Here is a 19661-nt window from a genome sequence, read left to right as displayed (position 1 = left end):
ATGCAAGATGCGTTGCGAGTCAAAAAGGCCATGAGCAAGGCGCAAAACGCAGGCGGGGTAGACCCCGCCAAGGCTTTGCAACGCCGCGCAGGGCCTTTTTGATCGCAACCCGAAGGGAATGGGGTGAAAACAGCGCCACTCTGCGTTGCGCTCCTAGCCCAGACGCCCGGTCTGGGCGTCGTCGCGCGCCTTGATTGGCGCTGTTTTCACCCCATTCGCATTTGCATAAATAGCGTTCACAGGCCCTAGTTCCAGCCGATCACGTCAAAGCCCTTTTCGCTCAGGCAGCGCTGCACGAAGCTGCGGTAGGTGGTGTTGGGCCGGTCGCTATGGAACGCACCCGAGACCGCACCGGCCGAGCCGCCCACCGCGGCCCCTGCAGCGCCAGCCCGCAACACGCCCTCGGTGCCGCGACCCGTGATCAGCGCCCCGACCGCGGAGGCGACACCCACTGTGGCCGCGCCCTCGCCGGCCCGGCGGCCCACTTCATTGCTCCGTTGCTCGGGCGTCAGGCCGGCCGACACGGCGCGCGACATGCAGGCGTCGGCCTCGGCCCGGCCTTGCACCTCGCCGACGCGGTTGAGCGTGGCATTGGGATAGAGCACGGGCCTGGCCGACGGGCTACCGGGCCCACTGGTCGCGCAGGCAGACAGCAGGGCCACGGCGGCCGACACGGTGCACACTGCAAAAATTCTGGCCGATGTGTTCATGCGTTCCTTCAACTGCTTCCTTCAACTGATTTGGCAGCCTGAAGATTACCGCAGGCAGGTAATTGCCGCTGCCCGGGCCATAAAGGTAAAATCCCAAAAGTTATCAAGACTTTCCAGGAACCACCATGTCCAGCTCAGCCAATCACACCACCAATGCAGCGCACAGCAGCCCCACCCCTGCCGAAGACCAGGATGTAGTGGATGCGATCGCGCCGCTGATGCCCCTGGTGCTGCCTGTCGTCGGTGGCGTGCTGATGTTCCTGCTGGCTTTCATTGCCGTATTCCTGGCCTGATACGCCCTCTCCCGGGAATATCAAAGTCCGCCGCAGGCGGACTTTTTCGTTAGGCAAGCCAGCAACCCCTTCAGCGCTTCAGCCCTGCCGCACCGGCATGATGTGAACGGCTTGCGGCGGAATGTGCAGGTGCAGCACGCTTCCGGGCTCGGCGCCGAGCTGCCGCAGGGCAGCCGTCGACAGGTTCAGCGTCAGGCATTGCGACGGCAGCTGCGATGGCACCAGGGTGCACAGGCTGATCTCGCCCAGCGGCAAGACTTCCTGCAGGGTGCAGGAAAAGGTGTTAACCGCCTGCGCCGGGGGCGTGACCGACAGGTCCAGCAACTCACCGGCAACCACCCAGGACACTTCGGCGCCATCATCCAGCCGCCCCTTGTCAATCACCGCCAGGCTGACGTCCACGGTACCCGGCAGGCCCTCCGGACTATCGCTGGCCGACGCCTCGCCATGCCAGACCAGGCGGCCAAAACCGGGCGTATCGGCCGGCCTGTTGGAAAAAAACCGTCCCTGGAAATGATTCTGGATACCCACCAGCTCGGCAACCCGGGCGTTGCGGGGGCTGGCAAAGACCCGGGCGGGCGGGCCCACCTGCAGCGACTCGCCGGCATCCAGGATCACCACCCGGTCGGCCAGCCGGCGCGCTTCGCTCAGGTCATGCGTCACCAGGACCATGGGAATCGCCACGCTCTGGCGCAGGGCCGCCAGCTCCCGGTACAGCGTCTGGCGTGTCGGCGCATCCACCGCCGAAAAAGGCTCGTCGAGCAGCAGCACCTGGGGCTCGCGCGCCAGCGCCCGCGCCAGTGCCACGCGCTGCTGTTGGCCGCCGGAAAGCTGGTGGGGCCGCCGGGCCTGCAGGCCGGCCAGCCCCATGCGCTCAAACAGGGCATCAAAATAGGTTTTGGCTCTCGCAGGGTGGGCGGCGAGCGCTACATTTTCAATGGCCGTCAGGTGCGGAAACAAGGCATAGTGCTGAAACACCAGGCCGACGCGGCGCTGCTGCGGCGCCCGGCGTATGCCGCCTGCGCTGTCAAACCAGACGTCCTCAACGCCCGTGCCGACACTGACGCGGCCCTGCAGGCCCGGGCTTCGCAGCAGACCCGCCACCGCGCGCAGCACGCTGGTCTTGCCGCTGCCCGAAGGACCGAGCAGCGCCAGCAACTCGCCAGGGGCGCAGTCAAAGCCGGCATTGAGCCGGATCGGACCGTGGTTTTGAAGTGATACCTGCAGCATGGGGTGTCGGGTGGGAGCGGGCAAGATGACAGCGCCAGGCGCTATCTGTCCTGCAGCGGGTGCGCCTTGCCGGCCGCAAAAACAAGCGCCAGCGCGCCCAGCGAAGCCAGCACCAGGGCCAGCGCCATCACGTGGGCGGCGGGCATGTCAAAGGCCTGCACCCGGTCGTAAATCGCAATCGACAGGGTTTTGGTCTCACCGGCAATGCTGCCGCCGACCATGAGCACCACGCCAAACTCGCCCAGCGTGTGCGCCATGGTCAGGGCCACGCCTGCCAGCAGGCCGGGCCAGGCCAGCGGCAGCTCGATTTTCCAGAAGGCGCGCCAAGGACTCAGGCCGCAAACCCAGGCCGCTTCGCGCAAGCTGCCGGGAATGGCGGCAAAAGCGCGCTGCAGCGGCTGCACCATGAAGGGCAGGTTGACCAGCACGCTGGCCAGCAGCAGGCCCTCGAAACTGAAGACCAGTCGCAGGCCGAGTGCGCGCGCCAGCCAGCCACCCACCGCCGAGCCCTGGCCCAGCGTGATCAGCAGGTAAAAGCCGATGACGGTGGGCGGCAGCAGCAAAGGCAGCATCAGCAGGGCCTCCACCACGGGCCGGCCGCGCCAGGGCGTGATGGCGAGCCAGCGCGCCAGCCACACGCCCAGCGGCAACAGCAGCACCGCCGAACAGACGGCCAGGGTCAGGGATACGCGAGCGGCTTGCCAGTCCATAGCGGCCTATTGTCGCAAACGGTTGCACATGGCAGGAAATGCCGTCAAAGGACAGCAGGCAGGACACCGGGCACGGCAAGACGGCAAAAGGCCTGAAAAGGCCTGATCAGGGCGAGTTCCGGCCTCAAACGTAGCCGTAGCGCGAAAGCACGGCCTTCGCGCGCGCTGACTGCAGAAATTCGTAAAACGCGCGGGCGGCGGGCCCGGCATTTTTGAGCAGCACCATGCGCTGGCGCACCGGCGCGTGCAGGTCATCGGGCAGCAGCACATAACGCACGCGTGTCGCCAGCTCGGGCGCCAGCGCCAGTGACAAAGCCGTGATGCCGGCCTGCGCGGCGCCTGTGCTGACGTACTGCGTGGTCTGGGCGATGTTTTCCCCGAGCACGATTTTTCCCTGCACGGCGGGCCAGAGGTCCAGCTTTTGCAGCACCTGCACCGCCGCCTTGCCATAGGGCGCCAGCTCGGGGTTGGCAATGGCAAATTTCTGGACCTGGCTCAAGCCGGCTTTGAGTCCGCGCAACTGCGGGTCCAGCGCCAGTGGGGAGTCGGCCGGCACCAGCAGCACCAGGCGCCCGGTGGCATACACCAGCCCGCGGTCCAGCGTCAGCCCGGCATCGGCCAGGCGCAGCGCGAAGTCTTCGTCGGCCGACAGGAAGAGTTCGGCCGGCAAACCCTGCTGGATCTGCCGCACCAGGTTGGCGGACGAGCCGATGTTGATCCTGACGCGGCTTTTCTGTTCACGCTCAAACAGCGGCACCAGTTCCGCCAGCACCGGCTGCAGGTTGGCCGCCGCCGCGACCAAGGCAGGCCTGGAGCCGTCCATGTCCTGCGTATTCTGCGTGTTCTGCGCCGACGCCGGACTCGCCAGTCCAAGCCCCAGCTGAAGCGCCAACGCCAGTTGCAGCAGCCCGGCCGCAGCATGCCGCGCCCGCACCTGAAGAAGCCCGAACCGGGCCCGGAACAAAGCCTGGCGTACGCGGCCTGGCAGCGCGATCACCGCGTCGGGAAACGGGGGTTTCATGAAACGAATTCTCCTTTTTTTGGTGCATTCACCCGGCCAGGTCACGGCCGCCATGACCCCGGATATTTCACGCATAACCTCATGCAAGTTTTGCATATCTTTTGACCGTAACTTCTAGGTAACCCATCGCGATCTTCTTAAAATGAATTTTTGGTCGGCCCGTGCACCCCCCAAAAGCAGCCCACCAGCCGCTTTTTTGCCGCAGCGCCCCCGCAGCTTCGGCTTGCGGTTCCGCTCGCCGACCGAGAGTGTCCGATGGTAGTCGCCGATTGTTTCGGGCCGGAGCCGGTCTCGCCTGAATCTGCAGCCAGCGCCATTTCGACAGACGCCCCGTGTCACAGCAACTGCTGCATCGCGACATCCACCGGCGTTTATCGAAATAGCGCTTTTTAACTTTGGAGTTTTTTCGATGAATCACCCCGTCATGCAAGGACTGGATCTGGGCACGCCCAGCTATGTCAAGAACGCAAAACTGATTGCCTGGGTCGCCGACATGGTAGTCCTGTGCAAGCCTGACCGCGTGTACTGGTGCGACGGCAGTGACGCCGAATACCAGCGCCTGTGCCAGCAACTGGTCGATGCCGGCACCTTTAAAAGGCTCGACGAAGCCAAGCGCCCCAACAGCTTCCTGGCGCAGAGCGACCCTTCCGACGTGGCACGCGTGGAAGACCGCACCTATATCTGCTCGGCCCGCAAGGAAGATGCCGGCCCGACCAACAACTGGATGGCCCCGGCCGAGATGCGCGCCACGCTGCAGCCGCTGTTTGACGGCTGCATGACGGGCCGCACCATGTATGTGGTGCCGTTCAGCATGGGCCCCCTGGGTTCGCCGATTGCGCACATCGGCGTCGAGCTGTCGGACAGCCCCTATGTGGCGGTCAACATGAAAGTCATGACGCGCATGGGCAAGGCGGTGTTCGACGTGCTGGGCGTCAATGGCGAGTTCGTGCCCTGCGTGCACACGGTGGGCGCGCCGCTGGCCGCTGGCCAGAAAGACGTGACATGGCCTTGCAACAAGACCAAGTACATCGTGCATTACCCCGAGACCCGCGAGATCTGGTCCTACGGTTCGGGCTACGGCGGCAATGCGCTGCTCGGCAAGAAGTGCTTTGCGCTGCGCATCGCGTCCAACATGGGCCGCGACGAGGGCTGGCTGGCCGAGCACATGCTGATCCTGGGCGTGACCAACCCCGAGGGCAAGAAATACCATGTCGCGGCGGCCTTCCCGTCGGCCTGCGGCAAGACCAATTTCTCCATGCTGGTGCCGCCCGCCGGCTTTGACGGCTGGAAGGTCACCACCATTGGCGACGACATCGCCTGGATCAAGCCTGCCGCCGATGGCAAGCTGTATGCCATCAACCCGGAAGCCGGCTATTTCGGCGTGGCGCCCGGCACCAACATGCTGACCAACCCGAACTGCATGCGCAGCCTGAACCGCGACACGATCTTCACCAACGTCGCGTTGACCGACGACGGTGACGTCTGGTGGGAAGGCATGGAGCAGGATGCACCCGGCAAGGCGCTGCCGGCCCACCTGATCGACTGGCAGGGCAACGACTGGACGCCGCAAATCGCGAAAGAAACCGGCGCCAAGGCCGCCCACCCCAACTCACGCTTTACCGTGGCCGCGACCAACAACCCGGCGCTCGACAGCGCCTGGGATGACCCGAAAGGCGTGGCCATCGATGCCTTCATCTTCGGCGGCCGCCGCTCGACCACCGTGCCGCTGGTGACCGAAGCGCGCAACTGGGTGGAGGGCGTCTACATGGCGGCCACCATGGGCTCCGAGACGACAGCAGCCGCAACCGGCCAGGCCGGCGTGGTGCGCCGCGACCCGTTCGCGATGCTGCCGTTTACCGGCTACAACATGAGCGACTACTTCCAGCACTGGCTGAACGTGGGCAACAAGCTCGCCAGTTCCGGCGCCAAGCTGCCGAAGATCTACACCACCAACTGGTTCCGCAAGGGCGCGGATGGCAAATTCGTCTGGCCCGGTTACGGCGAGAACATGCGCGTGCTGAAGTGGATGATTGACCGTATTGAAGGCAGCGGCAAGGGCAATGAACACATCACCGGCATCAGCCCCAGCTACGAAGACCTGAACTGGACCGGCCTCAACTTCAGCGCCGAGCAGTTCAGCAGCGTGATCAGCATGGACAAGGCGGCCTGGCTCAAGGAGCTGGAGCTGCACGCCGAGTTGTTCAAGCAGCTTGAGCATCATCTGCCGAAAGAGCTGGGCGAGACCAAGGCGGCGATTGAGAAACGCCTGGCCGCCTGACAGGAACGCCGGACACAAAAAAGCCACCTCGCGAGGTGGCTTTTTTTTGGGGGCTTACCGCAACAGCGGCCCGACCCGGGGCTCAGAAGTTCAGATGTAGTTGCGCTGGTAAGCGCGCATCACCGAACTGCCCAGTTTCACCGTACGCTCTGCTGCCGTGACCGGTGTCGAAGCGGCGGCCGGTGCAGCTTGCGCGATCTCGGCGTTGGCTTCTTCACGCAGGATTGCGGCCTGCAGGTCGGCCATCACGCGTGGGTCATTCCTGGCCGCAGCCCACATGCGCTGGTCGGCGCGGGCCTGTGCCAGGCTCTGTGACCAGTCAGCCAGACCGGTTCTCAGCTGGGCTGCCAGGCTGCGCGCGGTGCTCGCAAACAGTGCCAGTGCAGCGAAGGCCGCGGCCCAGAGCGCGATCCACATGACCAGCAAATGGCCTTCCGTGACGCTGTCCATCACCTGGTAGGCCACCACCATCACTGCGGCGGCGATGGCGGAGAGCAGCAGCGTGGCGAGGCCGCGCGTGCCGGAGAAACTCTGACGCAGGTGCTTGGCGGCATCAATGGCCGACTCAACACGGGCGACGCCGGGGTGCTGGTTGGAATACTTGATATTGACAAAGCTGGTCATGGTGAACTCCTCCGTTGGTTAACTGCCCCGACTGGCAAGATTGGCAGCGGGTAAGAGGATATTAGGGTAATTACTGATGTTGTTCAACTTTATCTTTATGATAAACATCATTCACAATGGTGATAACCAGGCCCGGCCAAACCAAGCCACACCACCTCGCCCGGCCCGTTAATGAAGGAGCGCCCCTTGAGCCCAACCAACTTCCGTACCCTCGATCTGAACCTCCTGCGCGTGTTTGACGAGGTCATGGCGGAACGCAGCCTGACGCGGGCGGCGCGCAACCTGTCGCTGACCCAGCCGGCCGTGAGCAATGCCTTGCGCCGCTTGCGCGAAACACTGGGCGACGAACTGGTGCAGCGCAGCGGCCAGGGCATGGCCCCCACCCCGCGCGCGCGCGCCATCTGGCCGGCGGTGCGCGAGGCCTTGCAACAGCTGCAGGAGTCGCTGCTCCCCAGCGAATTTGTGCCGGGCAATGCCAGCACCACCTTTGTGCTGGCCATGGCCGACGCCACGGCGGCGGAACTGATACCGGGGCTGACCGAGACGCTGGAGCAGGAGGCGCCGGGGGTGTCCATGCGGGTGATACCGCTGACCACGCGCGACCCGCGGCGCCTGCTGGACGAGGAAGCCTGCGACCTGGCGGTCGGTTATTTCCCCTCGGTGCTGGCCGACCTGACGGCCCATGCCCAAAGCGGCGAGCCCATGCCCTTCCAGCACCGGCGACTGTATGACGGCGAGTATGTCTGCGTGATGCGCAAAGGGCATCCGCTGGCCAGCGCCCCCCTGACGCTCAACCGCTTCTGCGCCGCGCGGCACATGCTGGTGAGCTTTTCAGGCCGGCCGTATGGCTTTATTGACGAGTCGCTGGCCTCGCTGGGGCGCGAGCGCCAGGTGGTGCTGACGGTGAACCAGTTCTTTACGGCAGGGCGGGTGGTGGCCAATTCCAACCTCCTGACGGTGTTGCCACGCCATTTTGTCAGCGTCACCGGCATCGCCGAGCAGCTGGTGCTGCGCCCCCTGCCCTTTGACGTGTCGCCGGTGCATGTGGACGCGGTGTGGCATCGCCGCTCGCAGCAGCGCGCCGCCCACGTGTGGCTGCGCGAGGCCGTCTTGCGGGCGGCCGACAAGGCCTTTTCGAGCTGACCGAACTGACCATCGGCCAGCGGCGACCTGACAACTCTTTGGGACAAATCGGCGGAATAGCCCAATAATGTCCGGACGTTCAGCTACTTTATTGATAGCGACTTGAACCTGACCGGGATGCCCCTTGTTCTGGGGCATGCTTTTTGCACCGCTTGTTGCACACAGTTTTTCCGCTGTTTTCAGGAGCCTGCCATGCCTCATCCCGTCCTGCCTACCGGCCTCACCTCATCCCGCCAGCGCCTGCCGCGCCGCACCGCACTGAAGGTGCTGGCTGCCGGCGCTGCCAGCGTGGCACTGCCGGCACTCGCCGCCTGGCCCGAGAAGCCGATCAAGATCGTGGTCACCTTCCCTGCCGGGGGCGCCAGCGACATCGTGGCCCGGGTCATGGCCGAACAACTGGGTCGAAAGCTGGGCCAGGCTGTGGTGGTGGACAACCGGCCCGGTGCCGGCGGCAGCGTGGGCGGGCTGGTGGTGACCCAGGCGCCCGCCGACGGCTACACCCTGATGCTGAGCAATTCCACGCCGATTTCCATCGGCCCCTTTGCGCTGGAAAAGCAGCCCTACGACCCGGTGGCGGGCTTTACCCATATTGCGCTGATCGGCAACGCGCCCTGCGTGGTGATGGCCAACCCGGCCGCGCCGATCAAGACCATCACCGACGTGGAAGCACAGGCCCGCAAGGCCGGCCGGCTCGACTTTGGCTCGGGCGGCCCCGCTTCCATCGGCCATATCTATGGCGAGCTGATGAAAAAAGCCATGGGCGTGAACCTGGTGCACATTCCCTACCGCGGGGGTGCGCCCATGACGACCGACCTGATTGCCGGCGTGATCCCCATCGGCATTGATGTGCTGACAGCCTTTGTGCCCTACTTCAAGAGCGGCCAGCTGGTGCCCCTGGCCGTGACGTCGGCGAATCGCTCGCCCCTGGTGCCCGATGTGCCCAGCGTCGTGGAGTTTGGTTACCGCAAGCTGGTGCTGGACAACTTTTTCGGCCTCAGCGGGCCGGCCAACCTGCCCGCCGACATGGTGACGCGGCTCAATACCGCGTGCAACGAGATCCTGGCCAGCAGCGAAGTCAAAAAGAAAATGCTGGACCTGGGCATCACCACCAGCCCGGTCAGCAGCGCGGCCTTCACCGGCTTTGTCCGCGAGCAGGTGTCCGTGCTGGCGCCAGCCGTGAAAGGCGCAGGCGTCAAGCTTTAACGGGCGGTTCGACGCCGCGCGCGGCCCCCGGCGAGATTTACGGACGGCTTCAGCGAATCACGCTGAGGTAGGCACGGGCGGCGTCGCGCAGCTCCTGGGCCTGGCGCGGATGGCGGCCAGCGCGGGATTCGGCGCGCTCCATCAGGTTGTGCGCCACACCGTTGACCGGGGCAACGCCCTGCGCTGAGGGCAAAAAACGGACTATCAGGGAAATCAGGGTGTACATGTCGACACCGCCCAAAGGGGCGAAAAGTTGCAATGAACCTAGATTAAGGGTTTTCCCTAGGTTTACAAGCCTGGACAGGCACGAAAACCATGCAAAACCCGCATAGTTAGGCCGGCAGCCGGACATGACCCCGGCGACGGGGCCCGGTGCCCGTTGACTTGCAGGCGCGGCGGCGGAGGACGGATGTGCGGCCCGGCCAGGGCCTCATGGCCCTTCCCCTATTCCGTGATGCCGAATTGGGGATTCCAGGCGATCTCCCACAGGTGACCGTCCGGGTCCTGGAAATAGCCGGCGTAGCCGCCCCAGAAGGCGGGCTGGGCAGGCTTGACGATCTTCGCGCCCGCCCGATGCGCCTGCTCCATGACAGCATCCACCTCTTCCCGCGTTGCCACGTTATGCCCTATTGAAAACTCGGTGGCGCTGCGCGCCGACTTGGCCACGCCTGTGTCATGCGCCAGGGAATCGCGCAGCCAGATCGCCAGCTTGAGGCCGGACTGCAGGTCAAAGAAGGCGACAGCACCGTGTTCGAATTGCTCGCCCACAATGCCTTGCGTGGCCAACCCGAGCCCGTCGCGGTAAAACGCCAGGGACGCCTGGAGGTTGTCGACAGCCAGGGTAATCAGGGTGATGCGCGGTTTCATGGCAGCTTCTCCGGTGATGGTCTGACGCATTCAGGACTGCATCAATGCAAGAGTGCAAGAGCGCATGAACCAGCCTATCACCCGGACAACTTTTTTCAAGCCCCGGTGCGTGGTCGGGGCGCAGGCGGCACGGGGAATGGCGAGGGATAGCGCTCTTCCCGCACAATCACCCGGTGAACATCCAGCTCCTGTCCGACCTGCACCTCGAATCCGATCCACATTTCAGGGCGCGGCCCCTGCCCGGCGCCGACCTGCTGGTGCTCGCCGGTGACATCGGCTCCTACCAGAATGGCTCCCAGCTGGGCAGCCTGAATATCAGCGACTTCGGCCTGGCGCGGTTTTCGCCGCTGCCGGTCAGCGAGGGGGGCGCGGGCTGGCCGACGCCGGTGTTTTTCCTGCCCGGCAATCACGAGTACGACGGGCTGGATTTTGACGAGACAAAGGCGCGGCTGCGCGCAACCTGCGAGCGGCTGGGCCTGGTCTGGCTGGAGCGTGAAACCGTGGTGCTGCAGGGTGTGCGCTTTATCGGCTGCACGCTGTGGACCGATTTTGATGCGCTCGCCATCGCTGCGGCGCGGACGGGGACCGTCACCGATGAAGCGCAGCGCAAGGCCCGCGAAAAAGCCTTTCGCGCCGCCAACTTCTACCTGAACAGGCACCATGCGTTTCGCGGCGGCCAGCCCATGCTGGCCGAGGCCGTGCGGGAAGAAGGCCTGAAAAGCCAGGCCTGGCTGCGGCAGGCGCTGGCGGCGCCCTTTGACGGACCCACCGCAGTAATCACCCACTTCGCTCCCAGCCTGCTCAGCGCTGACCCACGCTACGGACTGGTACCGGGCACGGCGGGATTTTGCAATTCGCTGGACGAGCTGTTCGCCGGCGCGGATCTGTGGCTGCATGGCCACCTGCATTGCCCGGTTGATTACGTGAAGGATGGCTGCCGCGTGGTGGCCAACCCGCTGGGCTATGCGCGCAAAGGCGAGCAGCTGGCGTTCAAGCCCGATTTGCTGATCGAAATTGGATCGCCCTCTTTTTCCACGGCTTGAAAGCTACACAATTGATAGCACTTCAAGCCGGCATCCCCAGCCCTCTCAAGGCCGGGGATGTGCGAGCGTGAAACAGAAGCTGGCACCCTGGCCAATGGCCGACTGGGCCCAGATTTGCCCACCATGGCGCGCAATGATTCGGCGAATGTTGGCCAGGCCCACCCCGGCACCGGGAAAGTCCATCGGGGAATGCAGGCGCTGGAAGCTGCGAAACAGCTTGCCGGCATGCGCCATTTCGAAACCGACCCCGTTGTCCTTGACCTCATACACCGTCTGGGCCGTCTCACCGACGGCCACCTCGCGCACGCCAAAGCTGATTTCAGCAAAGCTCTGCCGCGACGTGAATTTCCAGGCATTGCCCAGCAGCTCTTCCATGACCAGCCTGAGCAGCATGGGGTCGGCCCGCGCCACCAGGCCATCCTGAATGCAGATACTGGCCACGCGCGTACCTTGCTGCTGCAGTTGCAGGTTGTCCATCACGCCGCGCGCGATGGCGCTCAGGTCCACCAGCTGTGGCCGCAGCTGTACGCGCGACAGATTGGCCAACGCGAGCAGGGCCTCGGTCAGCTCACCCGCCTGCTGGACACCCGCCTTGATGCGCGCGAGGTAGTGTTTGCCATGGGGATCGCTCACCATGCGTTCGAGCAAACCGCTGAAGCCGCCGATGGCAATGATGGGCTGGCGCAGGTCATGCGCCACCGAATGGGCAAACTCCTGCAAATCCCGGTTGGACGCTTCAAGCTGCGCGGTACGCCGCTTGACCCGCTGCTCCAGCTCGGTGTTCAGTTCGGTGATGCGCGCTTCCGAGCGCTTGCGCACGGTGATGTCGCGCAGCACAACGTTGGCGCAGGCCTCATTGCCCTGGTCCAGATACATCGATGAGGACAGTTCGCACTCGAAATAGGAACCGTCACTGCGCAGCATCCGGAGTTCGCCGTAAGCTTTGCCTTCGCGCTGGCGCTCCTCCAGCAGCGGCTCCAGGCGCGCGTCACTGGGATCGACCAGGCCGTGCCGGCCGCGCTGGCGCAGTTCGTCCAGGCTCATGCCAAACAGCTCGCAGGCGGCCGGGTTGGCATGCAGCACCTGGCCATCGGGCCGGGTCTGCAAAATGCCGTCGAGGCTGGTTTCGTAGAGCTGGCGGAAATGCTCTTCACTGTTGCGCAGGGCCAGCTGGGCCGTCTGACGCTCGGTGATGTCCATCAGGGTGCCCGCCATCAGGTCAGGCCTGCGCTGACTGGTCCACTCCGATACCCGGCCCCGCGCCAGCACCCAGACCCAGCGGCCATCCTTGTGGCGCAGGCGCGCTTCGAAGTCATAGTAAGGCGTCTGGCCGGCAAAATGCTGCTGCAGCAATGCGTCGGAACGCGCCAGGTCATCGGGATGCACCTGGTTGCGCCAGGTCTGGATGCTGACGGGTTGCAACTCGCCCAGCCTGTAGCCGATGATCCCGGCCCAGCGCTCGTCCAGGCGGAGGTCGCCGGTCTGCACGTTCCACTCCCACGTTCCAACATTGGTGCCTTCCACCATGCTAAGCAGACGCTGCTGCTCATGGGCCAGGCTGAGCATCATGTGCTGGGCCGCAGCCAGGGCCCGCGCCCGGCTGCTTCCGAGCAGCCAGATGCATACCGCGAGCAACAGGCTCAGCGCCACACCGCCCAGGCCCAGCAGGGTCGGCACAGGGCTCGCGGCCTGCGCCTCGAAAGCGGCCGTCGTGCTGACATGCAGCGTGAGGATACGCCCGCCCGCTGAAATGGCGCGTGACGCGTGAATCAGGCGGCCGGTATAGTGCGCCGGGCCAATCTCGCCCTTGCTGGAGGCCAGATGCCCGTCAAAGTCATAAATCAGCTGATCCTTCGTGGCGCTGGCGCCGTCAAAGAGTTCAAAGTCAGCCTGTCCCTGTACGGCCGCGGCCGCACCGTCCATGACCTCGGCAACCACCAGGGGCGCAAACAGCAGCCCGATCAAGGCCGCGCTGCGTTGCGCCGGTGTTGAGGGGTCGGTGCCAGTCCGGAAAACCGGCAGCAGGTAGACAAATCCACGGTCCTGCCGGGAGGCTCCCAACAACAGGACTTCCTTGCTCAATGTCGGCGTGCCGGTCGCCACGGCCCGTTCGATGGCCTCGCGGCGCACGGCATCGGCGCCCAGGTCCTCACCGAGCAAGGGGTAGTTGTCAGCCTCGGGTTCGACGAATTTCGCGACATAAAGATCGGGCGCGTTGCCAGGCGCGTTGACCGAAAAGGCGGGTGCGCCATCGCTCCGTTCTGCGCTGACGAAGCGGCCCAGGTCATCACGCAGCACCCGCGCCAGCAAGCCAAAGCCGCGCACGCCGGGGAACTCGTGCTGGATCTGCGTGGACTCCACATAGGCGCGAAACTCCGCACGCTCCACCGAATGGCTGGCCGCATAAACACCGGCCGCACCCCTGAGGCCCACCAACGGCGCGTTCAGGCGGGTTTCCACATCGGCCTGGAGGCGGTCCACCTGGCGGCCAAAGCGCGCCCTGGCTTCGGCCTGGATACCGTCATTCACCCAGAACACCCCCAGCCCGGTGAACACCAGCCCCACCGCCAGCGCCAGCGCCGCCATGCCCGCGGCGGCACGCTGGCTGGTGATGGAGGGCTGTTCAGCGGGCAATACCTGCCGGCTCATGGCAAGACCAGGATCGGCCGGGGGAGGCGTCTACGGGGGGTCGCTTCGGCAGCAGGCGCCGCCGGAAAGGTTACATGGTGCAACGTGATTCCAGTCAGACGCGGCAGAATTACCGGCTGCTCAGCCCGTCAAAGCAGGTGCCCAGCACCAGCTCGACAATCTCTGCATCGCTGTGCTGTCCGCCTGCCTTCAGAAACTCCAGCACCGGGTCGCAGGCCCGTGCATACAGCGTATAAAGCACCAGCAGCGGTGGCCAGGCCGGGTTCAGGCTGCCATCCTGTTGAGCCCGCTCAATCCAGCCGCCAATCTGGGCGCTGATCACCATCAACCCGTCAAGATAAACCTTGTTGGCCATCAACGCGGCACGCAGGCTGGAGTTCTGGCTGGGCAGCGAGGGCATCTCCCCGGCCAGCTGCATCTGCATCATCCAGCGCACCACGGCCTTGAGCTGATCGAGGGGCCGCGCGCCGGCGGCCAGCCCGGCCAAAAACGTCCGGGCATGGCCCAACACCCGCACCATGGCTGCTGCCGCCAGGTCTTCCTTGCTGGAAAAGTGTTTGTAAAGGCTGGCCTTGGCAATACCCACGTCGGCGGCCACCTGGTCAACCGTCATCAGGTCGAAGCCTTTTTCGGCCAGCAGACGATTGGCCGCCTGGACAATCGCCTCTTCGCGCGCCTGCAGCATCTGCACCTTGAATGGAACCCGAGCCGGGCTGGCCTTGAGTGCGCTGATTTTGGCTGTGACAGCTGCGGCGCTGCTGGCGATGACGGGACTGCGGGGAGACATGCGGCATTTTAGGCCACATGCGCAGCCACAGGCCGCGAAGCTGGACGCAGCAAATGTTTTGTGAACTTGTTGGCCAAGGTGCTACCCAACGGTAATCACACTTTGTTCCAATTGTTGATTTGCGCAAAGCCTGCGTTTGGATGTAATTTGCAGGAAAGGGATTGGAAAAGGTGCAGCGCAACATAATGTGAACCGGTCCCCAGGGAGAAGCGTGATGAAAAACACAACGTCGTACCTTGGCGCCTGGCTTGGAGCGGCAAGCCTCGCCTTTGCTTTTGCGCTGGTGGCGCCCAACGAGTCCAGCGTGATGGGCCGTTTGCCGGCCGCGATGACGCAGACGCTGCAGCAGCAACCCGTGACGATCCCGGAGGGGCTGCCTTCTGACCGCACCCTGGCGCTGATCACCTTCCAGCGAGGCCAGCGCGCCCAGGTTGAAAGCTGGATCCAGGGACTCGATTTGAGGAACGACCCGTCCATTGCCTGGATGCGCATGCCCGTCCTCCATGACCCGGGAACGCTGACAGGCCGCAGCGCGATCGAAAACAAGTTGCGGCAACACTATCCCGCAGATGCCGAGCGGGCCCGGCTGGTGCCGGTGTTCACCGACCGTGCCAGCTTCGTGCGGGCCGCGGGCCTGAATGGCACCGACCAGGCCTATGCCGTCGTTGTCAACCGCCAGGGAGACGTACTGGCCAGGGTCGAGGGGCAGTTTGATCCCGACAAGGCCCAGACCCTGCGTGAGACGCTGCTGGCGCATGGCCTTTAAGCCCTAAGAGCCGCAAACAAAACCCAGCGAAGCGGTCCTGGCTAGGAGTGCCGCCGCAGACAGTGCTGTAACGGCCAAGGCGGCACAACGACGCCAGGAGGGTTTTGTTAGCGGCTCTAAGCCCCCCGCCCGCAGGCCTGTCCGCTTAAAGCCTCGCCGCGCCTAGCGTGAAGTAAAACGTCGCGCCGCGGCCAAGCGCAGCCTCGCCCCAGACCCTTCCGCCATGGCGCGCGATGATGCGCTGGACCGTGGTCAGGCCGATGCCGGTTCCGGCAAACTCGGACGGCGAGTGCAGGCGCTGGAATGGGCCGAAGAGCTTTTCGGAATAAGCCATGTCAAAACCCGCGCCCTTGTCCCGCACAAAGTAAACCGTTTCGCCGGCGGTGCCGGCCTGCTGGCCAAAGGTGATCTCGGTACGGGCCGCTCCGGCGCTGAATTTCCAGGCATTGCCCAGGAGGTTTTCGAGCACCTGGTGGAGCAGCCGCGGATCGCCCTGAGCCGCCAGGCCCGGCTCGACATGCAGTTGCGCCACCCTGCCGGGTTCCCGGTCCTGCTGGCGGCCCAGCACGTCCAGCGCAAGGGCGCTGAGGTCCACCCGCTCCCAGCGCAGGCTGGCGCGCGACACCTGCGCCAGCGACAGCATGGCATCTATCAGTTCGCCCATTTGCGAGACGCCCGCACGGATGCGCGACAGGTAGTGCCGGCTGCGATCGGCCTGCGGACCAGCGACTGTTTTGGCGAGGGCCTTGTCCAGCAGATCGCTGAACCCGTCAATGGCGCTGAGCGGCGTGCGCAGGTCATGCGAAACCGAATAGGAAAAAGCTTCCAGTTGCTTGTTGGCAAACTCCAGCTGCGCGGTGCGCTGCTGCACGCGCTCTTCCAGGCTGGTATTGAGACGCAGGATTTCTTCATGCGCCCGCTTGCGCTCGCGGATGTCGGTGTTGATGCCGAGCACGCCGTTGACCTGGCCGTGCTCATCGCGCACCACAGTCCAGCGCGCCTCGATGTACACGATGGAGCCATCGCGCGCCACCTGCTCCAGCTCGCCGGTCCACTCGCCATGGTTGGCCAAAGTCTGGTTCATCGCGTTGATGAGCACTTGCGGGTCGCGGTACATGAGCTCCTCCATGGTCTTGCCCAGCACCTCTTCGGCAGTCCAGCCGTACAGCTGTTCCGCGCCCTTGTTCCAGTAACGCAGGGTTCTGTCAAGGTTGCGCACCATGATGGCATCCTGCGCACGGTCGAGCAGCGAGGCCTGTTCGCGCACCTTGGCCGCGACTTCACGCGCGGCCTCCTGCCCCCGCCGGCGCTCCAGCCGGGCACGCAGACTGATGATGCCAAAGGCCAGGTTGTCGGCAAGCTCCTGGAGGAGCTTGCCCTCGTCGCTGGAGAAATGCTGAACCTCGCCGGCATACAGCCCCAGCACGCCAAAAGTATGCGGCCCATCGCACAAGGGCAAAAACAGAGCGCTTCGGTAGCCCCGCTGCAAGGCGGCCGCCTTCCATTTGAAACGATGGTCGGCCTGCGCGATGTCACCAGTCTGCTGGGGCTGCCCACTGCGAATGGCGCGGCCTGCGGGGCCCTGCCCCAGCGCCTCGTTGTCCAGCCAGCTGAGCCGGATCGAGGACAGGTAGCCATCTTCGTGGCCGAAATGGGCCACGGGCAGGATGCTGCCTGCCTCGTCGTCCTGCGCATACCCCACCCAGGCCATGCGGTAACTGCCCGCCTCAACGGCCACGCGGCAAACCTCGGCCAGCAGGCCAGCCTCGTCATCGATCCGGTTCAGGGCCACGCTGGAGCGGCTGAGCATTTGCATCGCACGGTTGGTGCTGGCCAGCGCCAGGTCGGCGAGCTTGCGGTCGGTGATGTCGCGTGCCGTGCCCACCACGCGCTCGAGCTCGCCCGCGGCATTGAACACCGGGTAGGAGTTATCGCGTATCCAGCGCGTCTGGCCATCCGGGGAGGTGATGCGGTACTCCACATCGGAGACCTTGCCGGCCTCTGTGAGCTCGTCAGCGAGCTTCAGCACGGGCCGGTCTTCGGGCAGAACGGCACCGAGATAGGACTTGGGATCGGCGTAGAGGCTCTCGCAGCTATGCCCCCAGATCCTTTCGTAGCCCGGACTGACGTACAGCATGCGGCCGGTGCGGGCGTCGCGGTTGTAAAACACCTCCTGGATGTTGTCCGCCAGCTCGCGAAAGCGCGCCTCGCTGCCAACCAGCGCCGCCTGCGCGCGGGCATGCTCCAGTGCGATGCGGGCCAGGCGGGTTGCGGTATCCAGCAGATCCCGGTCCTTGTCCCGCGGCCGGCGGGGTGTGCGGTGGTAAACGGCGAACGTCGCCAGCACCTCGCCCTCGCCCGACACCACCGGCGTGGACCAGCAGGCCTGCAGGCCGTAAGTCCTGGCCACCTCGCGGAAGTCCTTCATCAGGGGGTCCGTCGCGATGTCTTCCACAATCACCGGCTGCTTCAGGAAAGCGGCCGTGCCGCAGGCGCCCACTCCCGGGCCGACGGGAAGCCCGTTGATCAGCTGCATGAAGCTCTCCGGCAAGCCGCCCGCAGCCCCATGCCGCAGCTGTGGGCCGTCCACCAGCAGGATGGAGCACAGACCGCCGGCCACCCGGCCTTCGATGAGCCGCACAATGGCCTGGAGCGATTTCGACAGTGGGGCGCCTCCGGCGATCAGCGCCAGCACTTCCTGCTGATCGCGGGAAAAACTTTCCGCAGCCTTCAGGTCGGTGATGTCATTGAACACCGCCACCGCGCCTATCAGTTGCTCGTCGCTGTCCCGCAGCGGCCTGGAGCTGACCCTCAAGACGCGGTCTTCAAGGCCCGGTTTGCGAAACAGCACATCCCAGTTATCGACCGTAGCGCCGCGCAGGGCCTGCGTCAGCGGCCGGTCCGCCGATGCGTAGACAGTTTTTCCGTCGAGCGTCAGCAATTCGTGGTCACGGCGCCACGCGTCCAGCGACGTGCCGGGCCCGGCGGTCGAAAAAAGCTTGCCCGCCGTGTCGTTGAAAAGCAGAAAGCGCCCCTCGGTATCGACCGCCGCCACACCCTCGCTCATGCTGTTGATGGTGAGGTCCAGCAAGGCGCGCTCCTTGTCTACCCGGCGCCATGCGGCACCCACTTCATCCTTGCGCGCCTGCAGGGACTCGGCCATGCGGTTAAAAGACGAGCCAATTTCGCCGAACTCGCCAGGGTGCAGCGGGCCGAGCTTGACGCGCGCCTCCAGATTGCCGCCGGTGATCTCGTGGGCTTTTGTCAAAATGGCGCCGGCCGGTTTGACAATCGAGCGGACACCCAGCCACCATGCGCAGCCCACGCCAAACCCCGTCATGCCCAGCAGGGCCAGCAGATTGATGAGAAACGCCTTGCGCGGACCGGCCATGATGACGTCACGCGGCGCGCTGACAGCCACGAACAATCCGTCGCCAGCCGTGCCACCGACCGGCGCATACGCATAGACGCGCTCAACACCGTCCGCATCCGCGGCCTCGCGCATGCCTGACTGCCGGGCCTGCGCGGCGTCCAGCACCACGGCATCGCGCTCCCGGCTGCCCTGCAGGCCGGAGCCGGCGGGGTGCACCGCCACAACGGTGCCGCGCCGGTCAATCAGCCGCAACCGGGCACCCTCCAGAACCGGGCCGGCGGCCAGAGCCTCCGTCATCCTGCCGATGTCCAGCGCGGCAAACGCAACGCCATTGAGGATGCCTTCGCTGCTGTAGACCGGCACGGCAAAGCTGATCCCCGTGCGTCCGCTGGCGCGCCCCGTGCTGTAGTCGCCCACCGAGAACTTCCGGCCGGCCAGCACCTGCCGGAAGAAGGACCGGTCGCCCGCATACACCTCGAAGCCGGCCTCCATCGCATGGCAGGAGACCTTGCCGTCGAGGTCCACCACCCCAAGGTTGACATAGGCTGAATCCTGCGACTGGAGGTTTTTGAGGTACTGCACGCACCCCCGGTTTCGCGTGTCCTTGACCGACGGCCCGCTGGCAATGTCGCCGAGCAGCTGTGCGACCCGGTCCACCAGGCGCTGCTGGTGTGCCGCCGCCAGCAGCACGTCGGACTGCAGCCTGGACCGTGCCAGCTCAAGCGCCGTCTCCCGGCTTTTGGCGGCCGAATAAGCGAAGAGAGCAAATACCGGCACCAGCGCAATCAGCGCCAGCAGCACCAGACGAAAACGAAGCCCTCCCCAACTCAGCATCCCGGTTACCTTGTGCCTTTCGCGGCGATGCAGCGCCACGCACGCATCTTGCCTGAGTGTGCGGAAAGCAGCGATGTTTGTAAATAGGCCGGTCCGCGGGCTATGGCTCGCCGGCTTGCAGACGCGCGCG

The 19661-nt window shown here is 65.0% G+C and carries 16 protein-coding genes; 6 read left to right on the top strand and 10 right to left on the bottom strand.

Annotated elements, in window-relative coordinates:
• Positions 1–245 precede the first annotated feature (245 nt).
• Complete coding sequence (locus AC1DS5_RS16920; protein ID WP_477719407.1) at positions 246–710, bottom strand: glycine zipper family protein; 465 nt, start codon at positions 708–710, stop codon at positions 246–248.
• A gap of 125 nt (positions 711–835) precedes the next feature.
• Between AC1DS5_RS16920 and AC1DS5_RS16915 the strand changes: the two genes are divergently transcribed.
• A complete protein-coding gene (locus AC1DS5_RS16915; protein WP_477719406.1) occupies positions 836–1003 on the top strand; it encodes a hypothetical protein in 168 nt (55 codons plus the stop codon).
• A 78-nt stretch (positions 1004–1081) separates the two neighbouring features.
• Here AC1DS5_RS16915 and AC1DS5_RS16910 read toward each other — a convergent pair whose 3' ends face one another.
• The 3 genes from AC1DS5_RS16910 to modA form a co-directional block, all read right to left on the bottom strand.
• Positions 1082–2257, bottom strand: a complete 1176-nt coding sequence (locus AC1DS5_RS16910) for an ABC transporter ATP-binding protein (RefSeq protein ID WP_477719405.1) — start codon at positions 2255–2257, stop codon at positions 1082–1084.
• A 17-nt stretch (positions 2258–2274) separates the two neighbouring features.
• Positions 2275–2943, bottom strand: a complete 669-nt coding sequence (gene modB / locus AC1DS5_RS16905) for a molybdate ABC transporter permease subunit (protein WP_477719404.1) — start codon at positions 2941–2943, stop codon at positions 2275–2277.
• Between the two features lie 124 nt (positions 2944–3067).
• A complete protein-coding gene (modA, locus tag AC1DS5_RS16900) occupies positions 3068–3964 on the bottom strand; it encodes a molybdate ABC transporter substrate-binding protein (protein ID WP_477719403.1) in 897 nt (298 codons plus the stop codon).
• Positions 3965–4373: 409 nt separating this feature from the next.
• Between modA and AC1DS5_RS16895 the strand changes: the two genes are divergently transcribed.
• Positions 4374–6242 carry a phosphoenolpyruvate carboxykinase (GTP) gene (locus AC1DS5_RS16895; RefSeq protein ID WP_477719402.1) on the top strand — a complete coding sequence of 623 codons (1869 nt, stop codon included), beginning with the start codon at positions 4374–4376 and terminating at the stop codon, positions 6240–6242.
• A 90-nt stretch (positions 6243–6332) separates the two neighbouring features.
• On the opposite strand, the gene AC1DS5_RS16890 is transcribed toward AC1DS5_RS16895, so the two are convergent.
• Positions 6333–6866 carry a hypothetical protein gene (locus AC1DS5_RS16890; protein WP_477719401.1) on the bottom strand — a complete coding sequence of 178 codons (534 nt, stop codon included), beginning with the start codon at positions 6864–6866 and terminating at the stop codon, positions 6333–6335.
• Positions 6867–7037: 171 nt separating this feature from the next.
• Between AC1DS5_RS16890 and AC1DS5_RS16885 the strand changes: the two genes are divergently transcribed.
• Together AC1DS5_RS16885 and AC1DS5_RS16880 are read left to right on the top strand one after the other, a co-directional pair.
• Positions 7038–8009, top strand: coding sequence for a LysR family transcriptional regulator (locus tag AC1DS5_RS16885; protein WP_477719400.1), 972 nt, complete (start codon positions 7038–7040; stop codon positions 8007–8009).
• 192 nt (positions 8010–8201) lie between these two features.
• Positions 8202–9212, top strand: a complete 1011-nt coding sequence (locus AC1DS5_RS16880; RefSeq protein WP_477719399.1) for a Bug family tripartite tricarboxylate transporter substrate binding protein — start codon at positions 8202–8204, stop codon at positions 9210–9212.
• A gap of 49 nt (positions 9213–9261) precedes the next feature.
• On the opposite strand, the gene AC1DS5_RS16875 is transcribed toward AC1DS5_RS16880, so the two are convergent.
• Together AC1DS5_RS16875 and AC1DS5_RS16870 are read right to left on the bottom strand one after the other, a co-directional pair.
• The gene (locus AC1DS5_RS16875) at positions 9262–9438 is read right to left on the bottom strand and encodes a hypothetical protein (protein WP_477719398.1); all 177 of its coding nucleotides are present in this window, start codon (positions 9436–9438) and stop codon (positions 9262–9264) included.
• A 218-nt stretch (positions 9439–9656) separates the two neighbouring features.
• On the bottom strand, positions 9657–10079 hold the full coding sequence (locus AC1DS5_RS16870) for a VOC family protein (RefSeq protein WP_477719397.1): 423 nt from the start codon (positions 10077–10079) through the stop codon (positions 9657–9659).
• Between the two features lie 173 nt (positions 10080–10252).
• On the opposite strand from AC1DS5_RS16870, the gene AC1DS5_RS16865 reads away from it, so the two are divergent.
• A complete protein-coding gene (locus tag AC1DS5_RS16865) occupies positions 10253–11122 on the top strand; it encodes a metallophosphoesterase (protein ID WP_477719396.1) in 870 nt (289 codons plus the stop codon).
• Positions 11123–11167: 45 nt separating this feature from the next.
• Here the strand turns inward: AC1DS5_RS16865 and AC1DS5_RS16860 are convergent, their stop codons facing one another.
• On the bottom strand, positions 11168–13771 hold the full coding sequence (locus AC1DS5_RS16860; RefSeq protein ID WP_477719395.1) for a CHASE domain-containing protein: 2604 nt from the start codon (positions 13769–13771) through the stop codon (positions 11168–11170).
• Between the two features lie 109 nt (positions 13772–13880).
• Positions 13881–14456 (bottom strand): TetR/AcrR family transcriptional regulator, encoded by a 576-nt coding sequence (locus AC1DS5_RS16855; RefSeq protein WP_477719415.1) that lies wholly within the window; start codon positions 14454–14456, stop codon positions 13881–13883.
• Between the two features lie 316 nt (positions 14457–14772).
• Between AC1DS5_RS16855 and AC1DS5_RS16850 the strand changes: the two genes are divergently transcribed.
• Positions 14773–15324, top strand: coding sequence for a hypothetical protein (locus AC1DS5_RS16850; protein WP_477719394.1), 552 nt, complete (start codon positions 14773–14775; stop codon positions 15322–15324).
• Positions 15325–15469: 145 nt separating this feature from the next.
• Here the strand turns inward: AC1DS5_RS16850 and AC1DS5_RS16845 are convergent, their stop codons facing one another.
• Positions 15470–19531, bottom strand: a complete 4062-nt coding sequence (locus AC1DS5_RS16845) for a PAS domain S-box protein (protein ID WP_477719393.1) — start codon at positions 19529–19531, stop codon at positions 15470–15472.
• Positions 19532–19661: the final 130 nt, after the last annotated feature.

This window comes from Polaromonas sp. P4_H1 (assembly GCF_056400945.1).
The sequence above is the reverse complement of the archived record's forward strand: the minus strand, read 5'-3'. Positions and strand labels throughout refer to the sequence as shown.